General features: G+C 47.7%; 24 protein-coding genes. 3 read left to right on the plus strand and 21 right to left on the minus strand.

Annotated features, from left to right (window positions below):
• The first annotated feature begins 8 nt into the window (after positions 1–8).
• Together G3352_RS24425 and G3352_RS30950 are read left to right on the plus strand one after the other, a co-directional pair.
• On the plus strand, positions 9–773 hold the full coding sequence (locus G3352_RS24425; RefSeq protein ID WP_163760838.1) for a DUF4097 family beta strand repeat-containing protein: 765 nt from the start codon (positions 9–11) through the stop codon (positions 771–773).
• Positions 774–798: 25 nt separating this feature from the next.
• Positions 799–972, plus strand: coding sequence for a hypothetical protein (locus G3352_RS30950; RefSeq protein WP_205525042.1), 174 nt, complete (start codon positions 799–801; stop codon positions 970–972).
• 72 nt (positions 973–1,044) lie between these two features.
• Here G3352_RS30950 and G3352_RS24430 read toward each other — a convergent pair whose 3' ends face one another.
• The 7 genes from G3352_RS24430 to G3352_RS24460 form a co-directional block, all read right to left on the minus strand.
• Entirely contained in the window at positions 1,045–1,677 is a 633-nt protein-coding gene (locus tag G3352_RS24430) for a YdcF family protein (RefSeq protein ID WP_345940802.1), read from the minus strand.
• Complete coding sequence (locus tag G3352_RS24435; RefSeq protein WP_163760840.1) at positions 1,674–2,225, minus strand: hypothetical protein; 552 nt, start codon at positions 2,223–2,225, stop codon at positions 1,674–1,676. The genes G3352_RS24430 and G3352_RS24435 overlap by 4 nt, the downstream gene beginning before the upstream one ends.
• A gap of 102 nt (positions 2,226–2,327) precedes the next feature.
• Positions 2,328–3,038, minus strand: a complete 711-nt coding sequence (locus G3352_RS24440) for a hypothetical protein (protein WP_163760842.1) — start codon at positions 3,036–3,038, stop codon at positions 2,328–2,330.
• Positions 3,035–4,078 carry an ATP-binding cassette domain-containing protein gene (locus G3352_RS24445; protein ID WP_163760844.1) on the minus strand — a complete coding sequence of 348 codons (1,044 nt, stop codon included), beginning with the start codon at positions 4,076–4,078 and terminating at the stop codon, positions 3,035–3,037. Before G3352_RS24445 ends, G3352_RS24440 begins: the two co-directional genes overlap by 4 nt.
• Before the next feature lie 4 nt (positions 4,079–4,082).
• A complete protein-coding gene (argS, locus tag G3352_RS24450) occupies positions 4,083–5,822 on the minus strand; it encodes an arginine--tRNA ligase (RefSeq protein WP_163760846.1) in 1,740 nt (579 codons plus the stop codon).
• 638 nt (positions 5,823–6,460) lie between these two features.
• Positions 6,461–6,796, minus strand: a complete 336-nt coding sequence (locus tag G3352_RS24455; RefSeq protein WP_163760848.1) for a four-helix bundle copper-binding protein — start codon at positions 6,794–6,796, stop codon at positions 6,461–6,463.
• A 67-nt stretch (positions 6,797–6,863) separates the two neighbouring features.
• Positions 6,864–8,009, minus strand: a complete 1,146-nt coding sequence (locus G3352_RS24460) for a CobW family GTP-binding protein (protein ID WP_163760850.1) — start codon at positions 8,007–8,009, stop codon at positions 6,864–6,866.
• 166 nt (positions 8,010–8,175) lie between these two features.
• On the opposite strand from G3352_RS24460, the gene G3352_RS24465 reads away from it, so the two are divergent.
• Entirely contained in the window at positions 8,176–8,697 is a 522-nt protein-coding gene (locus G3352_RS24465; protein WP_099853702.1) for a MogA/MoaB family molybdenum cofactor biosynthesis protein, read from the plus strand.
• 41 nt (positions 8,698–8,738) lie between these two features.
• Here G3352_RS24465 and G3352_RS24470 read toward each other — a convergent pair whose 3' ends face one another.
• The 14 genes from G3352_RS24470 to G3352_RS24535 all read right to left on the minus strand — a co-directional run bounded on the left by G3352_RS24470 (position 8,739) and on the right by G3352_RS24535 (position 20,888).
• Positions 8,739–9,293 carry a hypothetical protein gene (locus G3352_RS24470; RefSeq protein ID WP_163760853.1) on the minus strand — a complete coding sequence of 185 codons (555 nt, stop codon included), beginning with the start codon at positions 9,291–9,293 and terminating at the stop codon, positions 8,739–8,741.
• A 74-nt stretch (positions 9,294–9,367) separates the two neighbouring features.
• Positions 9,368–10,387, minus strand: coding sequence for an oxidoreductase (locus tag G3352_RS24475; RefSeq protein ID WP_163760855.1), 1,020 nt, complete (start codon positions 10,385–10,387; stop codon positions 9,368–9,370).
• Positions 10,388–10,487: 100 nt separating this feature from the next.
• Positions 10,488–11,048: a hypothetical protein gene (locus G3352_RS24480; protein WP_163760857.1), complete on the minus strand. Its 561-nt coding sequence runs from the start codon at positions 11,046–11,048 to the stop codon at positions 10,488–10,490.
• A 4-nt stretch (positions 11,049–11,052) separates the two neighbouring features.
• Positions 11,053–11,190, minus strand: coding sequence for a hypothetical protein (locus tag G3352_RS24485; protein WP_163760858.1), 138 nt, complete (start codon positions 11,188–11,190; stop codon positions 11,053–11,055).
• A gap of 255 nt (positions 11,191–11,445) precedes the next feature.
• Positions 11,446–12,900 carry a nicotinate phosphoribosyltransferase gene (locus G3352_RS24490; protein WP_163760860.1) on the minus strand — a complete coding sequence of 485 codons (1,455 nt, stop codon included), beginning with the start codon at positions 12,898–12,900 and terminating at the stop codon, positions 11,446–11,448.
• Between the two features lie 201 nt (positions 12,901–13,101).
• Positions 13,102–13,671, minus strand: a complete 570-nt coding sequence (locus G3352_RS24495) for a cysteine hydrolase family protein (RefSeq protein WP_163760862.1) — start codon at positions 13,669–13,671, stop codon at positions 13,102–13,104.
• A gap of 64 nt (positions 13,672–13,735) precedes the next feature.
• Positions 13,736–14,539: an NUDIX hydrolase gene (locus G3352_RS24500; RefSeq protein ID WP_062326181.1), complete on the minus strand. Its 804-nt coding sequence runs from the start codon at positions 14,537–14,539 to the stop codon at positions 13,736–13,738.
• A gap of 58 nt (positions 14,540–14,597) precedes the next feature.
• On the minus strand, positions 14,598–15,023 hold the full coding sequence (locus G3352_RS24505) for a PaaI family thioesterase (RefSeq protein ID WP_163760864.1): 426 nt from the start codon (positions 15,021–15,023) through the stop codon (positions 14,598–14,600).
• Positions 15,024–15,269: 246 nt separating this feature from the next.
• The gene (locus tag G3352_RS24510) at positions 15,270–15,683 is read right to left on the minus strand and encodes a YlbF/YmcA family competence regulator (protein WP_373561674.1); all 414 of its coding nucleotides are present in this window, start codon (positions 15,681–15,683) and stop codon (positions 15,270–15,272) included.
• A 304-nt stretch (positions 15,684–15,987) separates the two neighbouring features.
• Complete coding sequence (gene miaB / locus G3352_RS24515; protein ID WP_163760867.1) at positions 15,988–17,544, minus strand: tRNA (N6-isopentenyl adenosine(37)-C2)-methylthiotransferase MiaB; 1,557 nt, start codon at positions 17,542–17,544, stop codon at positions 15,988–15,990.
• A gap of 305 nt (positions 17,545–17,849) precedes the next feature.
• Entirely contained in the window at positions 17,850–18,422 is a 573-nt protein-coding gene (pduL, locus tag G3352_RS24520; protein WP_053783855.1) for a phosphate propanoyltransferase, read from the minus strand.
• A gap of 213 nt (positions 18,423–18,635) precedes the next feature.
• Positions 18,636–19,622 (minus strand): dipeptidase, encoded by a 987-nt coding sequence (locus G3352_RS24525; RefSeq protein ID WP_163760868.1) that lies wholly within the window; start codon positions 19,620–19,622, stop codon positions 18,636–18,638.
• Between the two features lie 93 nt (positions 19,623–19,715).
• A complete protein-coding gene (locus tag G3352_RS24530; RefSeq protein ID WP_019005392.1) occupies positions 19,716–19,976 on the minus strand; it encodes a stage V sporulation protein S in 261 nt (86 codons plus the stop codon).
• A 117-nt stretch (positions 19,977–20,093) separates the two neighbouring features.
• Positions 20,094–20,888, minus strand: a complete 795-nt coding sequence (locus tag G3352_RS24535) for a TIGR00282 family metallophosphoesterase (protein WP_024630289.1) — start codon at positions 20,886–20,888, stop codon at positions 20,094–20,096.
• Between the last annotated feature and the right edge of the window lie 98 nt (positions 20,889–20,986).

Here is a 20,986-nt window from a genome sequence, read left to right on the forward strand (position 1 = left end):
ATAGACACATGATTTGCAAAGAATGGTTGTACGAAGAACCCCTTCTCGCCCTTTCTCTGGAATGGATGCAAGGTGAAGTGCATATTAGCCGGGGCACAGAAGCGGTTATTCGTGTTACTCAATGGGGCTCCGCTCGTTTTCCAAGAACTCGATGTTTTGAAGCTAACGTCAGCCACGGTTTATTACATCTGATCGATGGACGAAAACAAGCTTTTCCGCTGGGCATTAACTTCCACCGCACATCGCTCCACATTGTACTGCCGATTACAGTCTTGAAAAGGCTGTCGATCAACGGAGTTGGTTCCCACTTTCTTGTAGATAACGTTTCTTCGGAACAATGGAATTGTGACTGTACATCCGGCAAGCTCACCTTAACTGGCCATGCCCAGCATATCCGTCTACGATCAGTAGGCAGTCGGGTTACAGCAACAGACCTCCATGCAGAACAAATGCAACTGCAATCCACTTCTTCACCTGTTCAGTTATCCGGTCAGTTCACCCATATTCAATCTAAAGTGACAGGCAGCCAACTCACTATTCACTCCTCAACGATGCTTCAATCTCTGGATATTCGCTCCACAGGTTGTAACGTTGAAGTGCGAATCCCAGCAGATAACGATGGATTCAAGTTAGACTTCAAGCAGGCTGGGGGCCGATTCAACAGTGATCTCCCGCTTCACTCCGATCATAATCAACATACGTATCGTAACGGTACTTATCCATTTCAAGCAGAGGTCAGAGGTGGGAAGCTCACCATAGGGAGCTCTTCTTAACATTCCATATAGAGGAGGTAAACATATGAGCATTGGCTGGATTGTTGGCAGCAGCTTAGCTACCGTGGTATTACTCGCGGGGATCATCCGTTTGTTCATCGGTATACGTAGAAGCAATCATCGGCGCTGGCCTTGGTGGTTCATCGGTTTTGGGGTGGCCGCACTGGTTAGTGCAGCGATTAATTATCCCGGAACATAGAAACGCCGCATCACCATGCGCAAAAAAAGACAATCACGCAGACCAGTCACTTTTCGTGCTGCTGCGGATTGTCTATCCATCTATCCATCCTTTGACCATATATCCCATATATAATATCGTTTCTCTTGCCAGAAAAGGAAATTGGCTGCGCCAGGTCTGGTAAGCCGTCGTTCGTGTTGGGGACGGAACAGCATCCATGCCGAGTCCCTTAGCGAGCTTCATCGCCCGTTTCATGTGTAGCGGGTCACTTACAATGGTGTAGGTGTGAAACCCCGCCTGTTTCCCAACGGAAAGCGAGTTCACCAGATTCTCCTCCGTAATTCTCGACTCTGTCTCCATTTGAATATCTGAAGGATCTACACCATGTGCAACAGCATAATCTCGTCCTACTTCAGCTTCGGTTCGTTCTCCTGCACTGCCAGAACCACCAGTAAAGAGCAGATGGCTGATCGTCCCCTGGCGATATAATAAAATGGCATGCTCAATACGTTCGCGAAATACGGGTGAAGGGTTATCCCCATCTACGGCTGCACCGAGGATAATAGCCGCATCACTCTGTCTGGATGATTCCTCATCGGTGTAGGTCCAGATGAGCGAGGCCGTAGTTATCGTCCATATAACCCCAAGCAACACGAGCAATGTAATGGAGATTACAAGCCAGCGTCTGCTTTTTATTTTACGTATCCGGGACTTGCCTTCTATCACAATGATTCATCCTCTTCCAGTGCCCGGGCGTGCATGCTCTCTGCATGCATACGTTCGAGTGTCTGCAACGCCGCCGCGGATTCAGCATCCAACCCCAGCTCTGCAATCCAGGCACCTGTGTACTGCTGAAGACTAATCTCCAGTTTCTGTGCACGGTCTTTGAAATCTTCCAGCTCCTTGATCATGCGTGATCGTCCTTCAGGACTGAATGTCTCATGAATTCGTTCCTTGAAATAGTGATGTACAATGCTATTACGCTGCTTCCATAGTTCATTCAACTGCCGAGTCTCTTCCTCCGAAAAGGTAAAATGATGGCGCACCTCATGAATGAGTTGTCCGAGTGAACTGCTCATCTTCCGTTCGTACAGATCTTCCAGATCTTCTTCGGATACAACTTTTCCCTGAGACATTTTCATTAATAAAATCAGATTGACCAGTTGCTGTTCAAGCGCCTGTCCATAATATACAGCCAATCCGTAATATGCAAACAATTCCCTGGAGTGTTCGCTGTCCAGCATGTCACCATGCTGCATGTCTGTATTTTGCATAAGCGAGCGCCCCCTTTATCTCCGTACAATACATTCCATTCTAACGTCCCTCTATGGTAACGAAACATAGACTAACATTCAAGTTAAGCGGAATAATAGCATCTAACTCCGTAAATCCCTTCTTCCTGATAACCATACATGAATGATAAGTAGAACTATGGCATAAAGTACAGCCCACACTGTCGTCAGTACAACGGCCCCCAACTTCAAATTTTCAAATAACATCATCTCACGCACGAGATAAAATGCCGGTGGCAGAATCTTGACAACCCACTGTATGGATTCAGGCAAACGTCCGCTTAATGAACCTTGGACAAACGATAATAACATCACCACAATGAAAGGCGGCATGCTGCGGCTCAGCATGGGAATGTATGATTTTTGGAAGAAAACACTGAGCCCCAGACCCAGGAGCGACAACGCCAAATGTCCGGCCCAAGCCATAATCCACTCCCCAGTACTTGGTACCCTTCCAAACATGCCCGTAACAACCGGATATAACACGGTAATTGCAGTCAGACCAAACTGCATGATCAACGCACAGATCAGTTGTGCGAAGACAGCCTTGCGTTTGCTTCCTGCATGGAGAACAAGCAATTGATACTGACCCGCAGGTTCCGTATTCATTACCGTCAGGCCCAGCCAGGCCGCACCAAAAAAGAGCAGCATGGCCGTAACGCTGTAACTGTCCGCAACCGGATTAGGTTTGTAGGAATAGATAAGCAGCATCGTAATAATATAAAAGATCACCGGCGCAACATATTTCTGTGAACGTATGTAATGTTTTAACAAATAACGAGTCAAGTAGATCATTGGAGGTCGCCTCCTGCCGTAGATATAGAGGAAAGGTTCTCAGCAACTTCCCTGCTTATAGCCTCACCTGGGTGCCGCCCCTCCATCAATCCTTCCATATTTAATCGGCTCTCTTCCGGCTGTACAGATACAATGGAACCGCCAGCTGCCAGAATCATTCCAATAATCCGATCTGCCGAACTGCGTGACACCTTCCAATCCCATACTTCTCGACCATAATCCTGACGAACCATACTGCGATGGGATGCAATGATTCCCGGTTGATCAACAAGCAGCGCATCGATAACGGATTGTTCCAGCCCTTCCATCACACTTTGAATACTCACGGCGGGCTCACCAGCTTGCTGCAAATCTTCCTGACTCCATCGACGCAGCACCGTCCCCTTCTGTAACACGATGACCTGATCCGCGAGACGTTCAATCAGCAATGGCTCATGGCAAGCTGTAACGATCTGGCTTCCTTCCTGTTTCCACTGTCTGAGCAAAGCTACAATTGCTTCCTGTGCCGGAACGTCCAGTCCGGACAATGGTTCATCAAGCAGCAATAACCCATCAGGTCCAGGCAGTAAAGCCTGAATCAAATTCACCTTCTGCAAAGTACCTTTGGATAACTGAGGCAGGTTCTGATCCAGCGCCGCGCCCACGAATAACAGCTCACTTAATTCCCCTATCCGTTGACGCAATATCTCAGGTCTCATGCCACGAATACGTCCCATTTCCCAAAGGTACTCTCTTGATGTGAAGGGCAGGCGTGACAGTCCATCCAGTGCATACATAATCCGCCCATGCCTGTGCTTGCGCAGCGAGCCTGAGTCAGGCAGTAACATACCTGCCAGCACACGCAGCAATGTGCTTTTGCCTGAGCCATTCCTGCCCACCAGGACGATACACTCCCCCTGACCTACTTCCAGATTGATATCATTCAATACCTGCACATCCCCAAGTCGTTTGCTCACCTGTTGTAGCGATATGATTCGTCCGTTTGAGCCTGCTGCTGCTTTTCCTGCTTTATCGAAGAATCTACTTGTCCTCCATCCCATAGAATCACATCCGTTCAGGAGCCTGAACGCCCAGTAAATATAGGCTGTAGGCAAGACGCTCCGCCGTACGCTCTGTTAACGCCACCCGGAAGGGTTTGACGTCAGCCGGCGCATCCGCAATCCGTTCCGCATGGTAAAAGCGGTTGAACGCTTGGGCAACATCTATCGCATACTTGGCAATGACCGAAGGCTCGTTGCGATGAATTGCTTTTTCCAAATGCTGCGGATAATCCGCCAGCAGTTTCAGCAATGCCCATGAAGTGTCACCGACCATGACCGGCTTGTTCTCTGAATTTGCCGCAGTATTGTTACTACTACTGCTACGAACATCGTCCAATTGATTATCATTTTCCACGCGCTCTGCCTCTACTGCCTTCGCAAGCACACTGTTAATCCGGGCATGTGTGTATTGCACATAAGGTCCTGTCTCCCCTTCAAAGCTCACCGCATCTTCGAGCGAGAAATCGACGTCGTTCAACCGGTTATTGCGCAGATCTCCGAATACAATCGCACCTACACCAACCGCTTCCGCAACCTCCTGCGAATTCGGCAGATCCGGATTTTTCTCCTGAATAATCTGTAATGCCCGAGCGACCGCCTCGTCCAGTACTTCCTGCAAAAAGACAACCTTCCCCCGGCGAGTAGACATCTTCCGTCCTTCGAAACGCATCAAACCAAACGGAATATGTTCACAAATCTCAGACCACGCATACCCCATCCGGGATAATACCGCAAATACTTGACGGAAATGAAGCTTCTGCTCACCCCCGACCACATACAGCATTTTATCTGCCTTCATCACATCATGACGATAAACGGCTGTTGCCAAATCCCGTGTAGGATAGATGGTTGTTCCATCGGTTTTGATAATCAGGCAAGGTGGCATATTCTCCTCCTCCAAACGGACCACCAATGCGCCTTCGCTCTCTTCGAGCAAACCTTTGGATTTCAGTTCTTCAACTATTGCACCCATCTTGTCGTTATAAAAGCTCTCACCCAGCGTATGGTCAAACTGTACATTTAGACGCTCATACATCCGGTTGAATTCTTTCATGCTCACTTCTACAAAAAAGGTCCATAACCGCTGCGCCTCTTCATCGCCTTGCTCCAGCTTTCGAAACCAATCTCGTGCCTCGATCTCCAGAGATGGATCACTCTCCGCCTCATCGTGAAAACGCACATACAGCTCCAATGATGTACGAATTGGCTCAGCCTGTAGTGCTTCATCATTACCCCAACGTTTATAGGCTGCAATCTGCTTGCCGAATTGCGTTCCCCAATCCCCCAGATGATTCACACTGACCGAAGTATAGCCTGCCTCGTTATATAACCGATACAATGCTGCCCCAATTACGGTGGAGCGCAGATGACCGATTCCGAATGGCTTGGCAATGTTAGGCGACGACATGTCGATCACAACACGTGCACCTGCCCCCAATTGCAACTTGCCAAATGTTTTATGTCCCAGTTCATGCAGCAGCTTCGGCGCCAGATCTTCCCGATTGAAACGTATGTTTACATAGGGTCCTGCTGGTGAAGCATCCAGCCCAACGGTCTGTAATTCGGCAGCGATATCCGCGGCGATAACCGCGGGTGCTTTTTTCAACGACTTGGCCAGAATAAAGCAGGGAAACGCCGCATCTCCCATCTCCGCCTGTGGTGGAACCTCCAGTAATCTCAACACCTCATCTTGCTTCAATCCCGTTAACGGAGCAAGTTGTGCTGCTGCCTGATTCATCAACATGTTGAACACTCCTAATCATTATCGTATTTAGCCATGCTATAGATAACAAAAAAAGCCCTCGTCTCTATATCAGAGACGAGAGCTGATCTTCACAGTTCCCGCGGTACCACTCTAGGTGAGCAGATGGCGAATGCACATCAAAGTACATTCATTGTCTGCTCCGCTCGGTGCGATTAACGGCCGCCTGCCGGATTGCCCTCCATGACCTGCTCTGCATCCTCTCAAGGATGTAAACATTCCTTCGGACAACCATCTCACGGGTGCGCTTCACTCAGGTCATGTCATACCGGCTTCCACCTGCCCCGGCTCGCTGTCATGCATGGATTCTGGCTACTCTCCCGATCATGGATATTCATCGTTTTAATTCATTTCCATCATTATACAGATCAAGCTCTGCTTTGGCAACCTGTTACATGCATTTCCCAATGGAGAGCCTACTGGCGATAGAAGTTCTCGCCTGCTGATGGTGAAGAATGTTACTATGCTGTATCCATAAAAAATCCCCTCGAGCAGACAACGTTGAAGTACATCTTATCGGATGTCTTATCGTTGTCTTCTGTGAGGGGATTAGCCTGGCATCTTTGCAGATTGCCCGGGCTTTTTATTTTTCAATTCAATTTAATTCAATGGAGTTATATTTACGCTACTGCGGCCATCAGGCGGCAAGCCTCTGCACATTTGCGGCAAGCTTCTGCGCAAGCCTGGCAGTGATCATGTTGATGTTTGCCACACTCAGCAGCACAAGCTTCACATGCTTTCACACACAGTGCGCAAATTTCGGCGATGAAATCACTTCCGCGTGTCATGGCTTGAGCAGCAAAACTGCAGATTTCGGCACATTCCCGATCCAAACGAATGCAATCACGCAGCATTGCCAGATCATATTCTTTCAGACTCGATATGTAACATACGTTGCAAGCATTCATACACTCCAGGCAAGCATCGATACATTGTTGATATTGTTGTTGTGTCATTTAAAGTTACCTCCCAGACTAAGTTTGCTATGCTTCTTAATACCCCGTCTGGAGGAACCTTGAATCATTAAACCTGATTTGCCGCCTCTAATTCCAGCAATTGGTTGCGAATAACCGACTGATCGAAATGTTCACCTATAAACACAGCTACGTTAGGCACATCCCCCTGAGGCGTGATCTTCATATAATCCGATTCCCGGTAAGCATATTGGAACCAAAACCGGCTGGACGTATCGCTAAAGAATAAAATCCCTTTTGCCCGATACACATCGCGTGGTAACTCAGCTATCAAACGCTCGAAGGCCTCACTGTTTACCGGCTGGGTGAAATAGTGTGTATATACCATGACATGTTCATGCGAAGCATGGGGATGGGCATGATTATGATTATGGTTGTGGTCATGTGGAGGTTCGTGGTCATTCCCCTGAGAATGTTGATCTTCTTCGTAATCATGATCCACATGCTCATGATGTTCATGTCCATGATCATGGCTGCATCCATGCTCTGCGCAAGCCTCGGAATGCACGTGATGTTCCTTCTCCGCGTGTTTACTCGTTTCCTCAACAGATTGATAGGCATGCACATTGTCTCCGCTACGAAGCAGAACATCCATATCGACTTCACACTTCACCGTAGGCAGTACCGGAGCGAAACCGTTCCAGCGTGCCAACAGGTCCTGCAGATCTGCCAGCTGCTGCTCGTTCACCCGGTCCATTTTGTTCAGGAGAAGTACAGACGCACAGCGAATCTGCTCCTGCATCAGCTTGAAGGTTTGTCCCTTCTGCTCCTGGTACAGCCCTGACAGATGCGCGGCGTCTACTACAGTAATCAGGCTTCTCAGTTCCAGTCGCATATAGAGGGATGTTTCCGTTACTGCATCCAGAATCTCCATCGGGTTTGCTGCTCCCGTTGCTTCGATGATAATGACATCAGGCGATTCCTCCTGCACAAGATCAGCAAGTTGCAGCCCCAAGTCACCGCGCACAGTACAGCAGATGCATCCTCCTAACATTTCCGTCATGGGCACGGAAGCATCCACAATTTGACCATCCAGATTGACTTCACCCAATTCATTCATGACCACGGCGGGCCGGAGACCTTGCTGCTGCCAATGTTCAATCAGCTGAACAAGCAGTGTCGTTTTGCCACTGCCCAAGAAGCCTGACAATATATATACAGGTATGGATGATTCATTTGTTTTTAATTCACTCATCGTTGTTCACCTCTCTATTTGTCCAATGGAACTGGTCTATCTCTATCCTAGCGAGTGTACACTATCCTGCAATCTTTGCGCAATCCTGGCCTTCTATTTGCAAGTCCATTGCCTCATTCTACTGAATGGTCTATGCTATGAGAACATGTTGATTGGGGGAGGATGTATTATGACCAATTCAGTGGAACAACATCGTCAGGAAGCCCCTGACACGGTATCCTGTATGATTGTAACCGTATCAGATACCCGCACCAAGGACACCGATACAAGCGGACAACTTATGCATAAGCTGCTGACTGATTCAGGCTACCAGATCGTCGAATATATCATTACACCGGATGAAACTGAAACCATTCGAAGCATCCTGCAGGATGCAGCCGTTCGTGACGATATCGAAGCCGTGCTGCTCAGCGGTGGGACCGGAATTGCACCCCGAGATACAACATACGAGGCAGTGTCTTCACTACTCGATAAGGAGCTGCCGGGGTTTGGAGAAATCTTCCGCTTCCTAAGCTATACCGAGGATATCGGTTCTGCTGCCATTCTAAGCCGAGCGGTAGCCGGAACGATTGGGCGTACAGCCGTATTCTCCATGCCAGGTTCCAAGGGAGCTGTCAAACTGGCAATGGAAAAACTCATTTTGCCTGAACTAAGGCATGTCATGCGTGAAATATATAAACCCGTCTGAATAATCAGACGGGTTTTTCGGATTTATTTTAGTGGAGTCGATTACTTCAGTTGCTCAAGCACATGCTGGAATACCTGCATAACGTCTTCTTCATAATCGTCCTTTTCTCCACCTGAAGCCGTATAGACCAGTGACACGTAGTCTTTGCTGCGAATCGTTGTTTTGCCAAGTACATTTTCCATCACAGCCTCATCGCCATCATTACCGTACATTTCGTTCATCCGGGCTAGTCTTGTAGGGGCATCACTGAAAATGTGGACCTTTACAATATGTCTGCCACTTCCATTCAGCAAGTACATATATGATATTCCGTCCTCACCATCGTCCGCAGACATATTATTCATCAACTTTATGCCTTTTGCAGCAAAAGCTTCATCCAGCTCCTGAATTAATGGACCATTTAACCCGTGACCTTGACTCTTTGCCCTTACATTTCCTTCATCCGTCGCTTGTCGGGTATATATTTTCCGTTCCTGCTCAACATTCGATGCTGAACACGCTATTACCGATATTGTACATAGCACCACGACCATACGGACCAGCACAGACTTCACACGTCCAGATCTATGATGCAATCCTTTTTCGTTAACACGCATACTCATCCTTCCTTTCCCGCCACATGTACGGTGACGCTCTCAGGTAGAGTTAGCATGTCTAGGAGAAAAGAATCTTATTCGGCAGGCGTATCGGACATCGTATTAACTACAGTACGGCCTACAGCACCGCCCTTGAGGATCGTTTCCAGTGTCTGAGGCAGTTGTGACCATGAGATTTCCTGAATCCCCAGCTCCAGCGCCCGATTCGGCTTCCATTCTCCGCCAAGCAGCTTCCATATTCGTTCCCGCCGTTCCATCGGACAATAGACTGAATCAATCCCAATCAATTGAACCCCCCGCAAAATAAATGGAAATACGGTAGACTCGAACGCAGCTCCTCCGGTTAAGCCTGATACGGCGACAGCGCCTCCGTATTGAATCTGTTTCAGACGCTCAGCCAGTGCCGGACCTGCTGCCGGATCAATAACGCCTGCCCAGAGCTGTTTGCCCATTGCTCCTTTGGCTGGCGCATCCGCTTCTTCGCGTGAAATGACATGTGAGGCACCTAGATTCCGAAGCAGCTGCTCCTGTTGATCTTTTTTGCCTGTACTTGCTGTCACTTCAAATCCCAGCTTCGCCAGAATAGCCACCGCCATAATGCCTACTCCTCCGGTAGCTCCCGTCACGAGAATCTTGCCCATCTTCGGAGTTACTCCAGCCTGCAACAAAGCATCTACCGAAAGTGCTGCCGTGAACCCTGCTGTCCCAATCGCCATCGCTTCCTTCTCACTGAGTCCATGCGGCAAAGGAACAAGCCATTCGCTGCGCAGACGCGCATATTGACTATACCCTCCAAAATGAGACACGCCCGGCTCGAAGCCAGTGCTGATCACCCGATCCCCCGGTGCAAATCGGCCGCTCACGGATTCCTCTACAATCCCTGCAAGATCGATCCCCGGTACGATCGGATACTCGCGAACCACACCACCCTTTTCTGTTGTGGCAAGCCCATCTTTAAAATTGACGCTTGAGTATTGAACCTGTAGGGTTACGTCACCATTAGGCAAGTCTTCTTTCGTCAACTGCTCCATAGCAGCCTTCACGCCACCCTTTTCTTCTTTACGCACAACATAGGCAGGAAAAGTATTTTTCATTCGTTATCCTCTCCTTAATTAATATTTACATATTTTTCTATTCATATCATGAATTGTTCGCCTTCAGATTAAACAAGTATAAGGGCGGCCTCCGTCAAACTCAATCTCTCCGTGCTGTCATTAAATAAATGAGAGGGCCTATCAATGGGATCAACCCTGCAACGGCCCACCCACGAGAACGACGATTGAGAGAAGCATCCCTAAACAATGCGATCACGGAAAGCAACGTCAGGATGACGAAATCAATCGTCATAATATGTAAAAAGGAAGACTCTCTGAACGCTTCCATGTATACATCAGAATTGCCTTGAGTCACTGCATAGAAGCCTGTGCCCAATGTAAGCAGCAAAAGAACCATATGGGTCAGCTTATGAGCTGCCACACGTCCGATACCTGATTCACGTTGACTGCCAAAAGACAATTGTTCGTACCCCGAATCTCTGTGTGTTTGCGAGGACCACGCAAAATAAGCCAGCAGCGCAAAGGCTCCTAATGCAAAAGACAGCAATACAAAGGGCCAAGCAGATACACGAGATCCTCTCGCTTTCCCTGACCTCCTTAACAGCAGGCAAGCAAAAATGGCCGGGAAAATCCCAAGCCACGAAAATACGGTTAGTAGCCAGGGCTCTTTGCTTTGCAGTGTGACCAGCTCTTTAAACACAGGGTCACTCCCAAGAGGCTGCCCAGGTACCCAAATCCAGGGCATACGCAATGAAAGCCAGCCAGATCAGTGCCAAAATCCATCTCATGGTTGCACCTCCTCTTTCATTCATCCCCGGCCGATGCGCAGTTGAAACAGCCACTGAAACGGATCCTGTCGAAAGGCAGGCTCGGAAAGATGCAGCATTTGACGTCTCCTGCGCTTTCCCGAGAAATAATTGGTTCATTTCCCTTATGAACCTGTGTCCTTTGAAGGTACAGTATACCTCAGTTCATGGACTGTCCGTCCATGATGTTTCACACACAGTCATTCGTCATGTGGGACAATTAGCAGCTAAAAGGAAACCAAAAAGGCATAACCCGGCCTACTTGCTTCCGGTTATGCCCCTTTATTTGATTTATTCTTCGGTGGATTGCACGTGCTCAGCAATGAGCTTCTGCTTCATATTCCAGGCCGCAGGGCTGATATTTACGCGGTAAATCTCAGGATTAAGTTTACGCAGATATTCCGGCCAGAACAGATCCATCTGCTCGCGGTGATAACTGCGAATCTCATCCAGGGTAGGCAGTTCATACACTTTGCGCCCATTCACAAAGATCGGTTCCAGCATGTTCACTGCTTCGTAGCGGGTTACCGTCTTTTTCAGATAGGGGTGTAGCGGGTTGAACAACTTGAGCGGCCCACCCTGTATCGGCTGCTCTTCTCCTGGATAGCAGATATAATCTGCAATCGCCTTGCCATGTTTCGGATCAATGATTCGGAAGACTTCTTTTTTACCTGGTGTGGAGACTTTTTCGGGATTCGCCGAAATTTTGATCGTAGGCAGCATGGCACCGTCCACTTCACGCTCCACCAATTTGTACACGCCACCCAAAGAAGGCTGGTCGGAAGCGGTAATTAGCTGTGTACCTACTCCCCATGTATCGATGCGAGCTCCTTGCGCCTTAAGGTTGAAAATCGTATTTTCATCTAGGTCGTTGGAAGCTACAATCTTGACGTAATCCAATCCAGCGTCGTCCAGCATCTGCCGAGCTTGAATGGATAGATACGCAAGGTCCCCACTATCCAGACGAATGGCGTTCATTTTTTTGCCTTGGCTTTCCAGCTTCTTGGCGGTCTTGATTGCATGAGGAACACCACTGTTCAATGTATCAAAGGTATCCACCAGCAGTGTCACTTGATCTGGCAGCACCTTGGCATAGACGTCAAACGCCTCCTGCTCACTCATAAAACTCTGCACCCAAGAATGGGCATGTGTCCCTGCTGTCGGAATTCCAAAGCGTTCTCCAGCCAGCATATTAGACGTTGCATGGAATCCTGCCACATACGAGGCACGCGCCCCCCAAATGGCCGCATCCGCTTCCTGTGCACGCCGTGTTCCGAATTCGAGCAAAGTATCCTGACTTGCCACCTGTTTGATCCGAGAAGCCTTGGTTGCAATTAACGTCTGATAATTCATGAAGTTAAGTATCGCCGTCTCCACCAGTTGTGTCTCCATAATGGAGCCTTCTACCCGAATGAGCGGTTCATCAGGGAAAACGAGCGCCCCTTCCTTCATGGAATGAATCGTCCCCTGAAATGAAAACTGGAGCAACTCTTCCAGAAAGACCGGATCGTAATTTTCCTCTTGTTTGGATAAATATTTGATGTCCTCCATCGTAAAACGAAGCTGGCTGATATAATTCACAATGCGTTCCAATCCGGCAAAAACGGCATATCCGTTGCCAAAAGGAAGCTTGCGGAAATAGGCTTCAAACACCGCTTTCCGTTTGTGAGTTCCATTCACCCAATGGGCGTACATCATATTGATTTGATACTTATCCGTATGTAAAGCCAGGCTAGTCGTCTGCATTTGTCTCATCCTCTCTGACTTCCGCTTGTGCCGGCAGGCCCTGCCTGCTGACACGGGTCAACATGTGGAGACTCATTGCTCATGAGTCATGATTATGGTTACGTACCATTGCATAAGTCTCCGGTTTATTCCTATTCACCATATTCCCCTGCAACATAACACTTGTTCAACAGGGTATGATGGATATAATCACAGGTTCGTTTATAGGTTCAAGCCTGCGAGAACGGTATCGCTCGCTTTGACCACCTGAGCCCCAAGGCTTGCACGAAAATGTCCAAGCGCCCAATCATGTCCTGCTTGATTGAAGCTAGCCACGGCGTCTTCATATACCGTTATGTGAAAACCTTTATTATAAGCATCCACTGCCGTGTGCAGTACGCAAATATCTGTACATACACCGATCAGTGCAATGTCTGTTATTCCACGTTCACGCAGCCGCAGTTCCAGATCTGTACCGCAGAATGCGCTGTATCTTGTTTTATCCATCCAGCGAATCTGGGATTCCCGTTCTTCCATAACCTGGGCCAGACGACCGTAAAGTTGTCTTCCCTCCGTACCCCTGATGTTATGAGGCGGAAAAAGAGCCGTTTCCGGATGGTAAGGATCATTCTCTTCATGTAAGTCCACAGCCATAACAACCTCATGTTTGTTATGGCAATAAGCCTCCGTTATCGCTGCAATCGTCTCCTCAATCTCCACAGCAGGCTGGCCTACAGGCAACGAACCTGTCACAAAATCACGTGTAAAATCGATTACAATCAGTGCTTTCATCGTCCACACTCCCTTTTTGAGAATAGGTTGATCCTGATTCAATCCATCATGATTCGCTTGCGAATTAAGTATAGATGGAAAGACGAGGTACAAGCTCGGTAAAACGGTATAGCTGCGCTGGACGCTGTGAGTATTGATTGGAGCTTAGCAGGTTGCCCTCTTCATCCCGAACCTCTTCCACAATGCCTTTGCGGCTGCGAGTTGAAGTGATCTTCCGAATGAAATTCGGTTCTTCAAAGTCAGGTACAACACTCTGAATCACTTGGTATAACTCGCTTAATGTAAAATCACGAGGCAGGAACTGTCGTGCAATTGTCGTTTCCAGCATTTGCTGTTGAATACGCCGGTATGCATCTTCTATAATCGTCCGATGATCAAAGGCAAGCTCGAGTTCTTGCAAAGCTTCCTGAATTGTAAATAATCCAACATCCTCTGCATCGTCCGCCGCCTGACGGTGTTCCAGCATCCATTCCTCTACCAGTGCAAAAAACGCATGTGAGATAATCCATCCTCTGGGATCACGCCCAGGCTGACTATATACATTCAAATACTCCAGATGTCCGCCGTCCACACCTGTCTCTTCCATCAACTCGCGCTTTGCAGCACCATAAATGGATTCATTCTCCTGACAAAATCCACCTGGCAACGCCCATCTTCCCGCAAAAGGCCATCCTTTGCGTTTGATCAGCATGACCTTCAACTCCCGGATGGGGAGTGTCTTGGTTACCGTCTTACGCTCCCGCTTGGTCAAGGTGAACATGACGATATCCGCGGGAACACCATCGGGTGTACGATATTTCTTGGAACTATAGGCACGTGCTGCCTGTTCATCGCTTTCAGCATTGAATTGTTCGTAGTTTTCGCTCATGGGCACCACCGACTATTCTCATTTTGATATTTTCATTATGACATAATAATATCTTTTGTCAACCTTGGGATTCCGTGTTTTGCACTTTTACTCGCGCTATACGGAATGTAGCTGTTGCCATACACCCCAACGTACCAGATGCATCCCGGACCTCAGATTGTGCCGTCACACTACGCCCCGCTTGATGCAGGATCGTTGATGTCACGATTAATTCCCCTTGTTTCATGGGTGCCAAGAAATGAACATTCAGATTGGTGGTCACACAACTGTCTACTGCCATTGCGGCTGTAGCTACCATGCCCATCGCCTGATCCATCAGAGACGTCAGCACTCCACCATGAATAATCCCCATGGAGTTTGTGTGGTGTTCGCCCGCTGTCAGCGCGATCTGTACTTCTTCTCCGTCACCTTTAATAAACCGACAACCGAGAAAGCCCCAAAATCTTCCGTTTCCTTCTGCAACCATTTTGTCCAAAATACCCATATTGATTTCCCCTTTAGTGCACTTTAAGTATAAAGCCCATGATGTATGTTGTTGTTGATTTTACCAGCATTGGTTCTTTTCGTAGTTGATCTAAAGTGCTTGGTTATTATATTAAGCCTGCTCTTACGGAACAGGTCTTATCCAGTGAAGTTGTCTTGATCAAGCCCACCACACAAAATAACCCCACCACGTGGAGTCTGAGATGATCAAAAAAGGCGCGGACTGCGTCCGCACCCTTCCGTTCACTTACCCGCAGCTAGTCGGAGGTGAATCCGTACCTGCCTCCACGTTCACTTTCTCGGAGACGGTATCCCGGATTACAGAAATAACAAGCTGAAGCAAATAATTGATATCGCTTTGACTTTGCTGGAATTCTGTAACGAGTGGAATGCCGTCCAACTCTGCCTGCAGATCTTCAATTTCCTGTTCAATTTTGCTGACCATGTCTGCATTTTTGAAGCTTTCAAAAGCAACAATTTCCTTTTGTTTCTTCTTAATCGTTGCAATCAATTGCTGGATGCGTTCATGATCACGAATTTTGGACTCAGCCTGTTGGAACTGTTTAACTTCTTCGCTCGTTCCAAGCATATCAGCCAATTCTTTGGCTTTTCCCATAATGTCGTCGCGTATGACCAGATTGCGCGTATCGTAGGTAGGCATTCCATAATGGTTGTACTGCACTTCTTCCTGCGCCACTCGAAATCGCTCCATTCTATGAGATGATATAAGATGAACTACTCGATGTTGCACTAAGCTCAGTTGACTGCTCGAGTGACCGCTACGGTTACGGATCGTTCTTTTGATCGCTGTTGTCTCCAAATTTTTCTGATTGTGATGGTCCTTGGTTAAAATTTGGAGACAAAGGCGAACGCTTCGCTTCTACAGAATCGATTCCGTCACCTTCGCTACGCAGGGCCGTAACCCGCCAAGTGCAAAAAGACATTCATCTTATTAGGTTTGTGTATTACTGATTGGCGGCTACTGGCTCTGTGAGCAGGTTGCCCCGAATATAGAAAGTCATTGGATCGGTGATTTCTACATTTACAAAAGTACCGATCAATTCTTTAGGTCCTTCAAAATGCACCAGCTTGTTGCTGCGTGTACGTCCTGCCAGAACATTGGAATTCCGTTTGCTCTCACCTTCAACAAGCACTTCAACAACCTTGCCTCGTTGTTTCTCATTGCTGCTATGGCTGTATGCGTTGATCGTCTCGTTCAAGCGTTTCAAACGTTCCTTCTTCACGTCCATCGGCACGTTGTCCTCCATCACCGCAGCAGGTGTACCTTCGCGCGGAGAGTAGATAAATGTATAAGCAAAGTCGTAGCCAACTTCCTTGACTAGTGACAGCGTATCTTCGAACTGCTCTTCCGTTTCCCCCGGGAAACCAACGATAATATCAGTGGTTAACACGACATCTGGAATTGCAGTTTTAATTTTGTCGGCGAGCTTTAGGTAGTGTTCCCGACTGTACTTGCGGCTCATACGTTTCAGCACTTCCGTGCTGCCAGACTGTACAGGCAGATGGATATGTTCCACCAGGTTCCCGCCCTTCGCAAGCACCTCAATCAGATGATCATCGAAGTCACGTGGATGACTGGTTGTAAACCGAACCCGTGGAATATCGATTTTGCGGATATCATCCATCAGGTCACCGAAGCTGTACTTCAGATCTGTGAAATCCTTGCCATAAGCATTGACGTTCTGGCCAAGCAGCGTGATTTCCTTGAAGCCTTGTCTTGCCAGTTCGCGAACTTCGGCAATGACATCTTCCGGACGTCGACTGCGCTCTTTTCCCCGTGTGAACGGAACGATGCAATATGTACAGAACTTGTCGCAACCATACATAATGTTCACCCAGCCACGCATGCCCTCACGTTTTTTCGGTAGGTTCTCAATGATGTCGCCTTCCTTGGACCATACCTCAACAACCATTTCTTTACTAAACAGCGCTTCCTGAATCAGATGCGGCAGCCGATGCACGTTGTGTGTACCAAAAATCATATCCACAAAGCCATGCTTCTGCATGATCCGGTTCACGACGCCTTCTTCCTGCGACATACACCCACACACACCCAGCAATAAGCCTGGACGTTCGGTTTTTAGGGTTTTCAGATGGCCCAGCTCACCAAACACTTTATCTTCCGCATTTTCCCGAATCGCACATGTGTTTAACAGAATGATATCTGCCTCTTTGCGATCCTCGGTAGCCTGATACCCCATTGATTCAAGTAACCCTTTAATGGTCTCCGAATCATGCTCGTTCATCTGGCATCCATACGTATATACGATATAGTGTTTGCCTATCCCCACATTTTTCAGTTCATCGGGTACGGCCGTTTCATAAAGCACCTGGACGTCTTCCTTGCCCCGTTGTTTCTCCTGACGATGATTGGGTTCCGACTTGATGTTAATCTCCCGGCCCCGGATTCTTATCTTTTTGCTGAATTCATCTTGCGAAATTACTTTGGCATCGGAGAAATCAAAATATTGGGAGTAATCCTTTTTTGAGTCTTTAGCCATTTCCTTCGGTCACTCCTTACAGCCTCTATTAATAAAAAATCGTTATTTCATCTTGTTTCACGTGATTTGCACGCTTTATACATCAAAAGAGCATTACAGCAAATTATAACATGAATTGGGCTGTAGTTCCACATCCAAAGCCGCTGTCCCTTCCCTAATCCGAAATCCACGCTGGTCTGCTAAACAGCCCGAAAACACACAAAAACCTGAGCTATCCTCAGGTCGAATGTAGCGACGCTGTGGATACTCAGGTTTATACGTTCATTCAAACCGTCAGGATCACGGCTGAAGATGGTTCCATGTGATTAGTCGATGATTTCAGCAGTATCGCCGTTACGAGCGCCAGCTGCATTAGCTTCATCCGTATCAATATGCATGTCCAGTGCAAAGGAATCCGATACACGAGCCAGTACATTTTCCAGTACCAGACCACGATCTCCACCCAGACGAACTTTCAGCAATTGTTTATCCTCAATACCCCATTTAGCGGCATCAGAAGTATGGAAGTGGATGTGACGAGCAGCAACGATAACACCTTTATCGATTGTAACTTCACCAGCAGGTCCTTTAATCGTGATACCAGGAGTACCTTCGATGCTTCCGGATTCACGTACAGGTGCCTTAACACCAATAGCGAAAGAGTCCGTCATCGAGATTTCCAGTTGCGTTTCCGGACGAACAGGTCCAAGGATACGCACTTTATCAAACTGTCCTTTTGAACCAATAACCGCTACTGTTTCGTTAGCAGCATATTGTCCTGGTTGGGACAGAGGTTTAAACTCAGTCAATTCGTAGCCTTTACCAAACAAAATTTCAACGTGCTCTTGAGATACATGAATGTGACGGGCAGATACGCCCACAGGTACTGTTTTGCTCATTGTGAATTTCACTCCTTGTTTATCTATGGCCTGTAGCCAGGCTCTTAACAATCCTATGGTATTATACCCCTTTTTGAAGTGAAATGAAAACGAACTGCTGAAAATTCATGAAATACACTTATTTTGCAATCATAAATCTCCTGCATTTGGTAAATCCGTCTGAACATGTACGACTTTTGCCTTCAGCTCGTCTTATTCAGATGGCCAACAGTATCATGATTTCCCATGTTCCATCTTCAAGTTTTTCGACGGCAAGTTTTCTTCTAAATAACTCATCGCATTACCCCACATCCAACCTCGAACGAGTGATTCGTCGTAGTGCTTAAGCAGCGTATTTATCAGCTTTGGATACTGCCCGGTATGTTCAAGGTCGTGGATATACGTAGCAATTCCGTCAAAATCAGACCCCATCATCAGATGATGCTCACCACCCAGAGAACATATCCGCTCAATATGAGGCAATAGATCTTCAATACATACTTCGCCTTCTCGCTTCACAAACCACGGCACAAACGTCAGTCCGATGCGCCCTTCCCGGGCAATAATAGCTAGAATCTGATCATCCTTCAAATTACGCACATGCGGGCAGATGGCATAACTGTTGGAATGCGAAGCGATAAAAGGGCGTTCACTAAGGTCAGCAAGTTCCCAAAAGCCTTTCTCGGTCAGATGCGAAACATCCAACAGCATGCCGATTTGGTTACATAAGTGAACCAGCTCCCTGCCCTTCTCCGTAAGTCCCGCCCCACGTTTCTCCAATACACCATCAGCTGCCCAATTGGCATAGTTCCAGGTAAGCCCAACGATCCGCACACCCATTTGATAACATAACTCCAGATAAAAAAGATTGCCCTCCAGTCCATCGACACCCTCAAGTGTAAGCAGTCCCCACGGTCTATCCGTCTGCCCGATCTGCGTAAGCTGTTCTCGCCATAATAATGTATGTGTGCCTTCAGTTCGTTCTTTGGTTATCTCCACTCGCTTGCGGTAGATGTCCAACTGGCCCATCACATGTTCAAACTTGCCTCTGCCAAGCACTTCGGGCAAATAGATTGCAAAGGCCTGTAAACCAATGTTACCTTCCCTCATACGTTCCAGATTCACATCCAGCTGTGAAGCATTTTCAAATGAATGGCTAGGGTTCATCAGCATTTTACTCAAAGCATCACAATGAAAATCGGCTACTCGCCAGTTGTGCATCACAATCTCTCCTTCTACACGGTTATGTTATGGAATTAAAACGCAAAAAAACCTGTCTACTTCGTAAACAGGTTCAATGCATAAGCGCATGTATTATCTGGGCTCCACAATCAGCTTAATGGCCGTTCGGTCCTCGCCGTCGATCACAATGTCTGTAAAAGCTGGAATACAAATCAAGTCAACTCCGCTTGGTGCTACAAATCCCCGGGCTATCGCTACCGCTTTAATGGCTTGGTTCAGTGCTCCCGCTCCAATTGCCTGCAGTTCAGCATTTCCACGTTCACGAAGAACACCTGCAAGAGCGCCGGCTACGGAATTGGGATTGGACTTTGCTGAAACTTTTAATACTTCCATGGTAAGTACCTCCCTGGGAATGTTGAATGTTTGTTTCCACTTACTAGATGTTATTCGCGGGAGGCAAAAAAATTCCTTCTTTTTAGATGGGTTTCCCTGCAAAATGGGACAATACCCCTATTCCATGCGCCACTCGTCCTCCATCAGACGAATTTTCTCAATGCGTGTTGCAGCACCTGTGGCTTCATCAATCTCCACAAATACACCGTGGAAATGCCATTTGCCATCATCAACAACAAATCGTACCGGAAGCTGAGTGTAGAACTTGCGAAGCACCGCTTCACGCTCCATGCCCAATATGCCGTCACGCGGCCCTACCATACCAGCATCGGTTAAATAAGCTGTTCCTCCAGGCAAAATACGATCATCGTTGCTCTGCACATGTGTATGTGTACCTACGACCAGCGATGCACGTCCATCCAAATGCCAGCCCATAGCAATCTTCTCTGATGTGGCTTCAGCATGCATATCGACCAGAATGCATTTATGGTCCTGACGCAGTTCATCCACAATTTCATCGGCGACGCGGAATGGACAATCCAGAGCAGGCAGGAACGTCCGGCCCTGCAGGTTGACAATCGCCAGCTCCTTGCCTTCTCCTTTGACTACCGTGTACCCGCGCCCTGGTGTTCCTGGAGGAAAGTTCGCAGGACGAATCATACGTGGCTCATCATCTATAAAATCAAATATGTCCTTATTGTCCCAGGTATGGTTACCAAGGGTGATGCCATGCACACCCCAGTTAAAAAATTCATTCGCAATTGCCCCGGTGATTCCCCGGCCTGCCGCTGCATTTTCCCCATTTACAATGACCACATGTGGCTTATACTTCGTTTTGAGGTAGGGCAGGTTTTCCTTCAGTGCCTTACGCCCCACATTCCCCACAATATCACCAATAAACAAAACTTTCATTTTACCGCCTCCTTAATCCCTACCAAGCGCAGCTTTTCTTCAAAGCATCCGAAACTTCGCAGGACCTCTATCTCTTGCTCATCAATTTTATTATAAAA

The sequence above is a fragment of the Paenibacillus sp. ALJ109b genome (assembly GCF_010747435.1).
GTDB classification, from domain to species: domain Bacteria; phylum Bacillota; class Bacilli; order Paenibacillales; family Paenibacillaceae; genus Paenibacillus; species Paenibacillus taichungensis.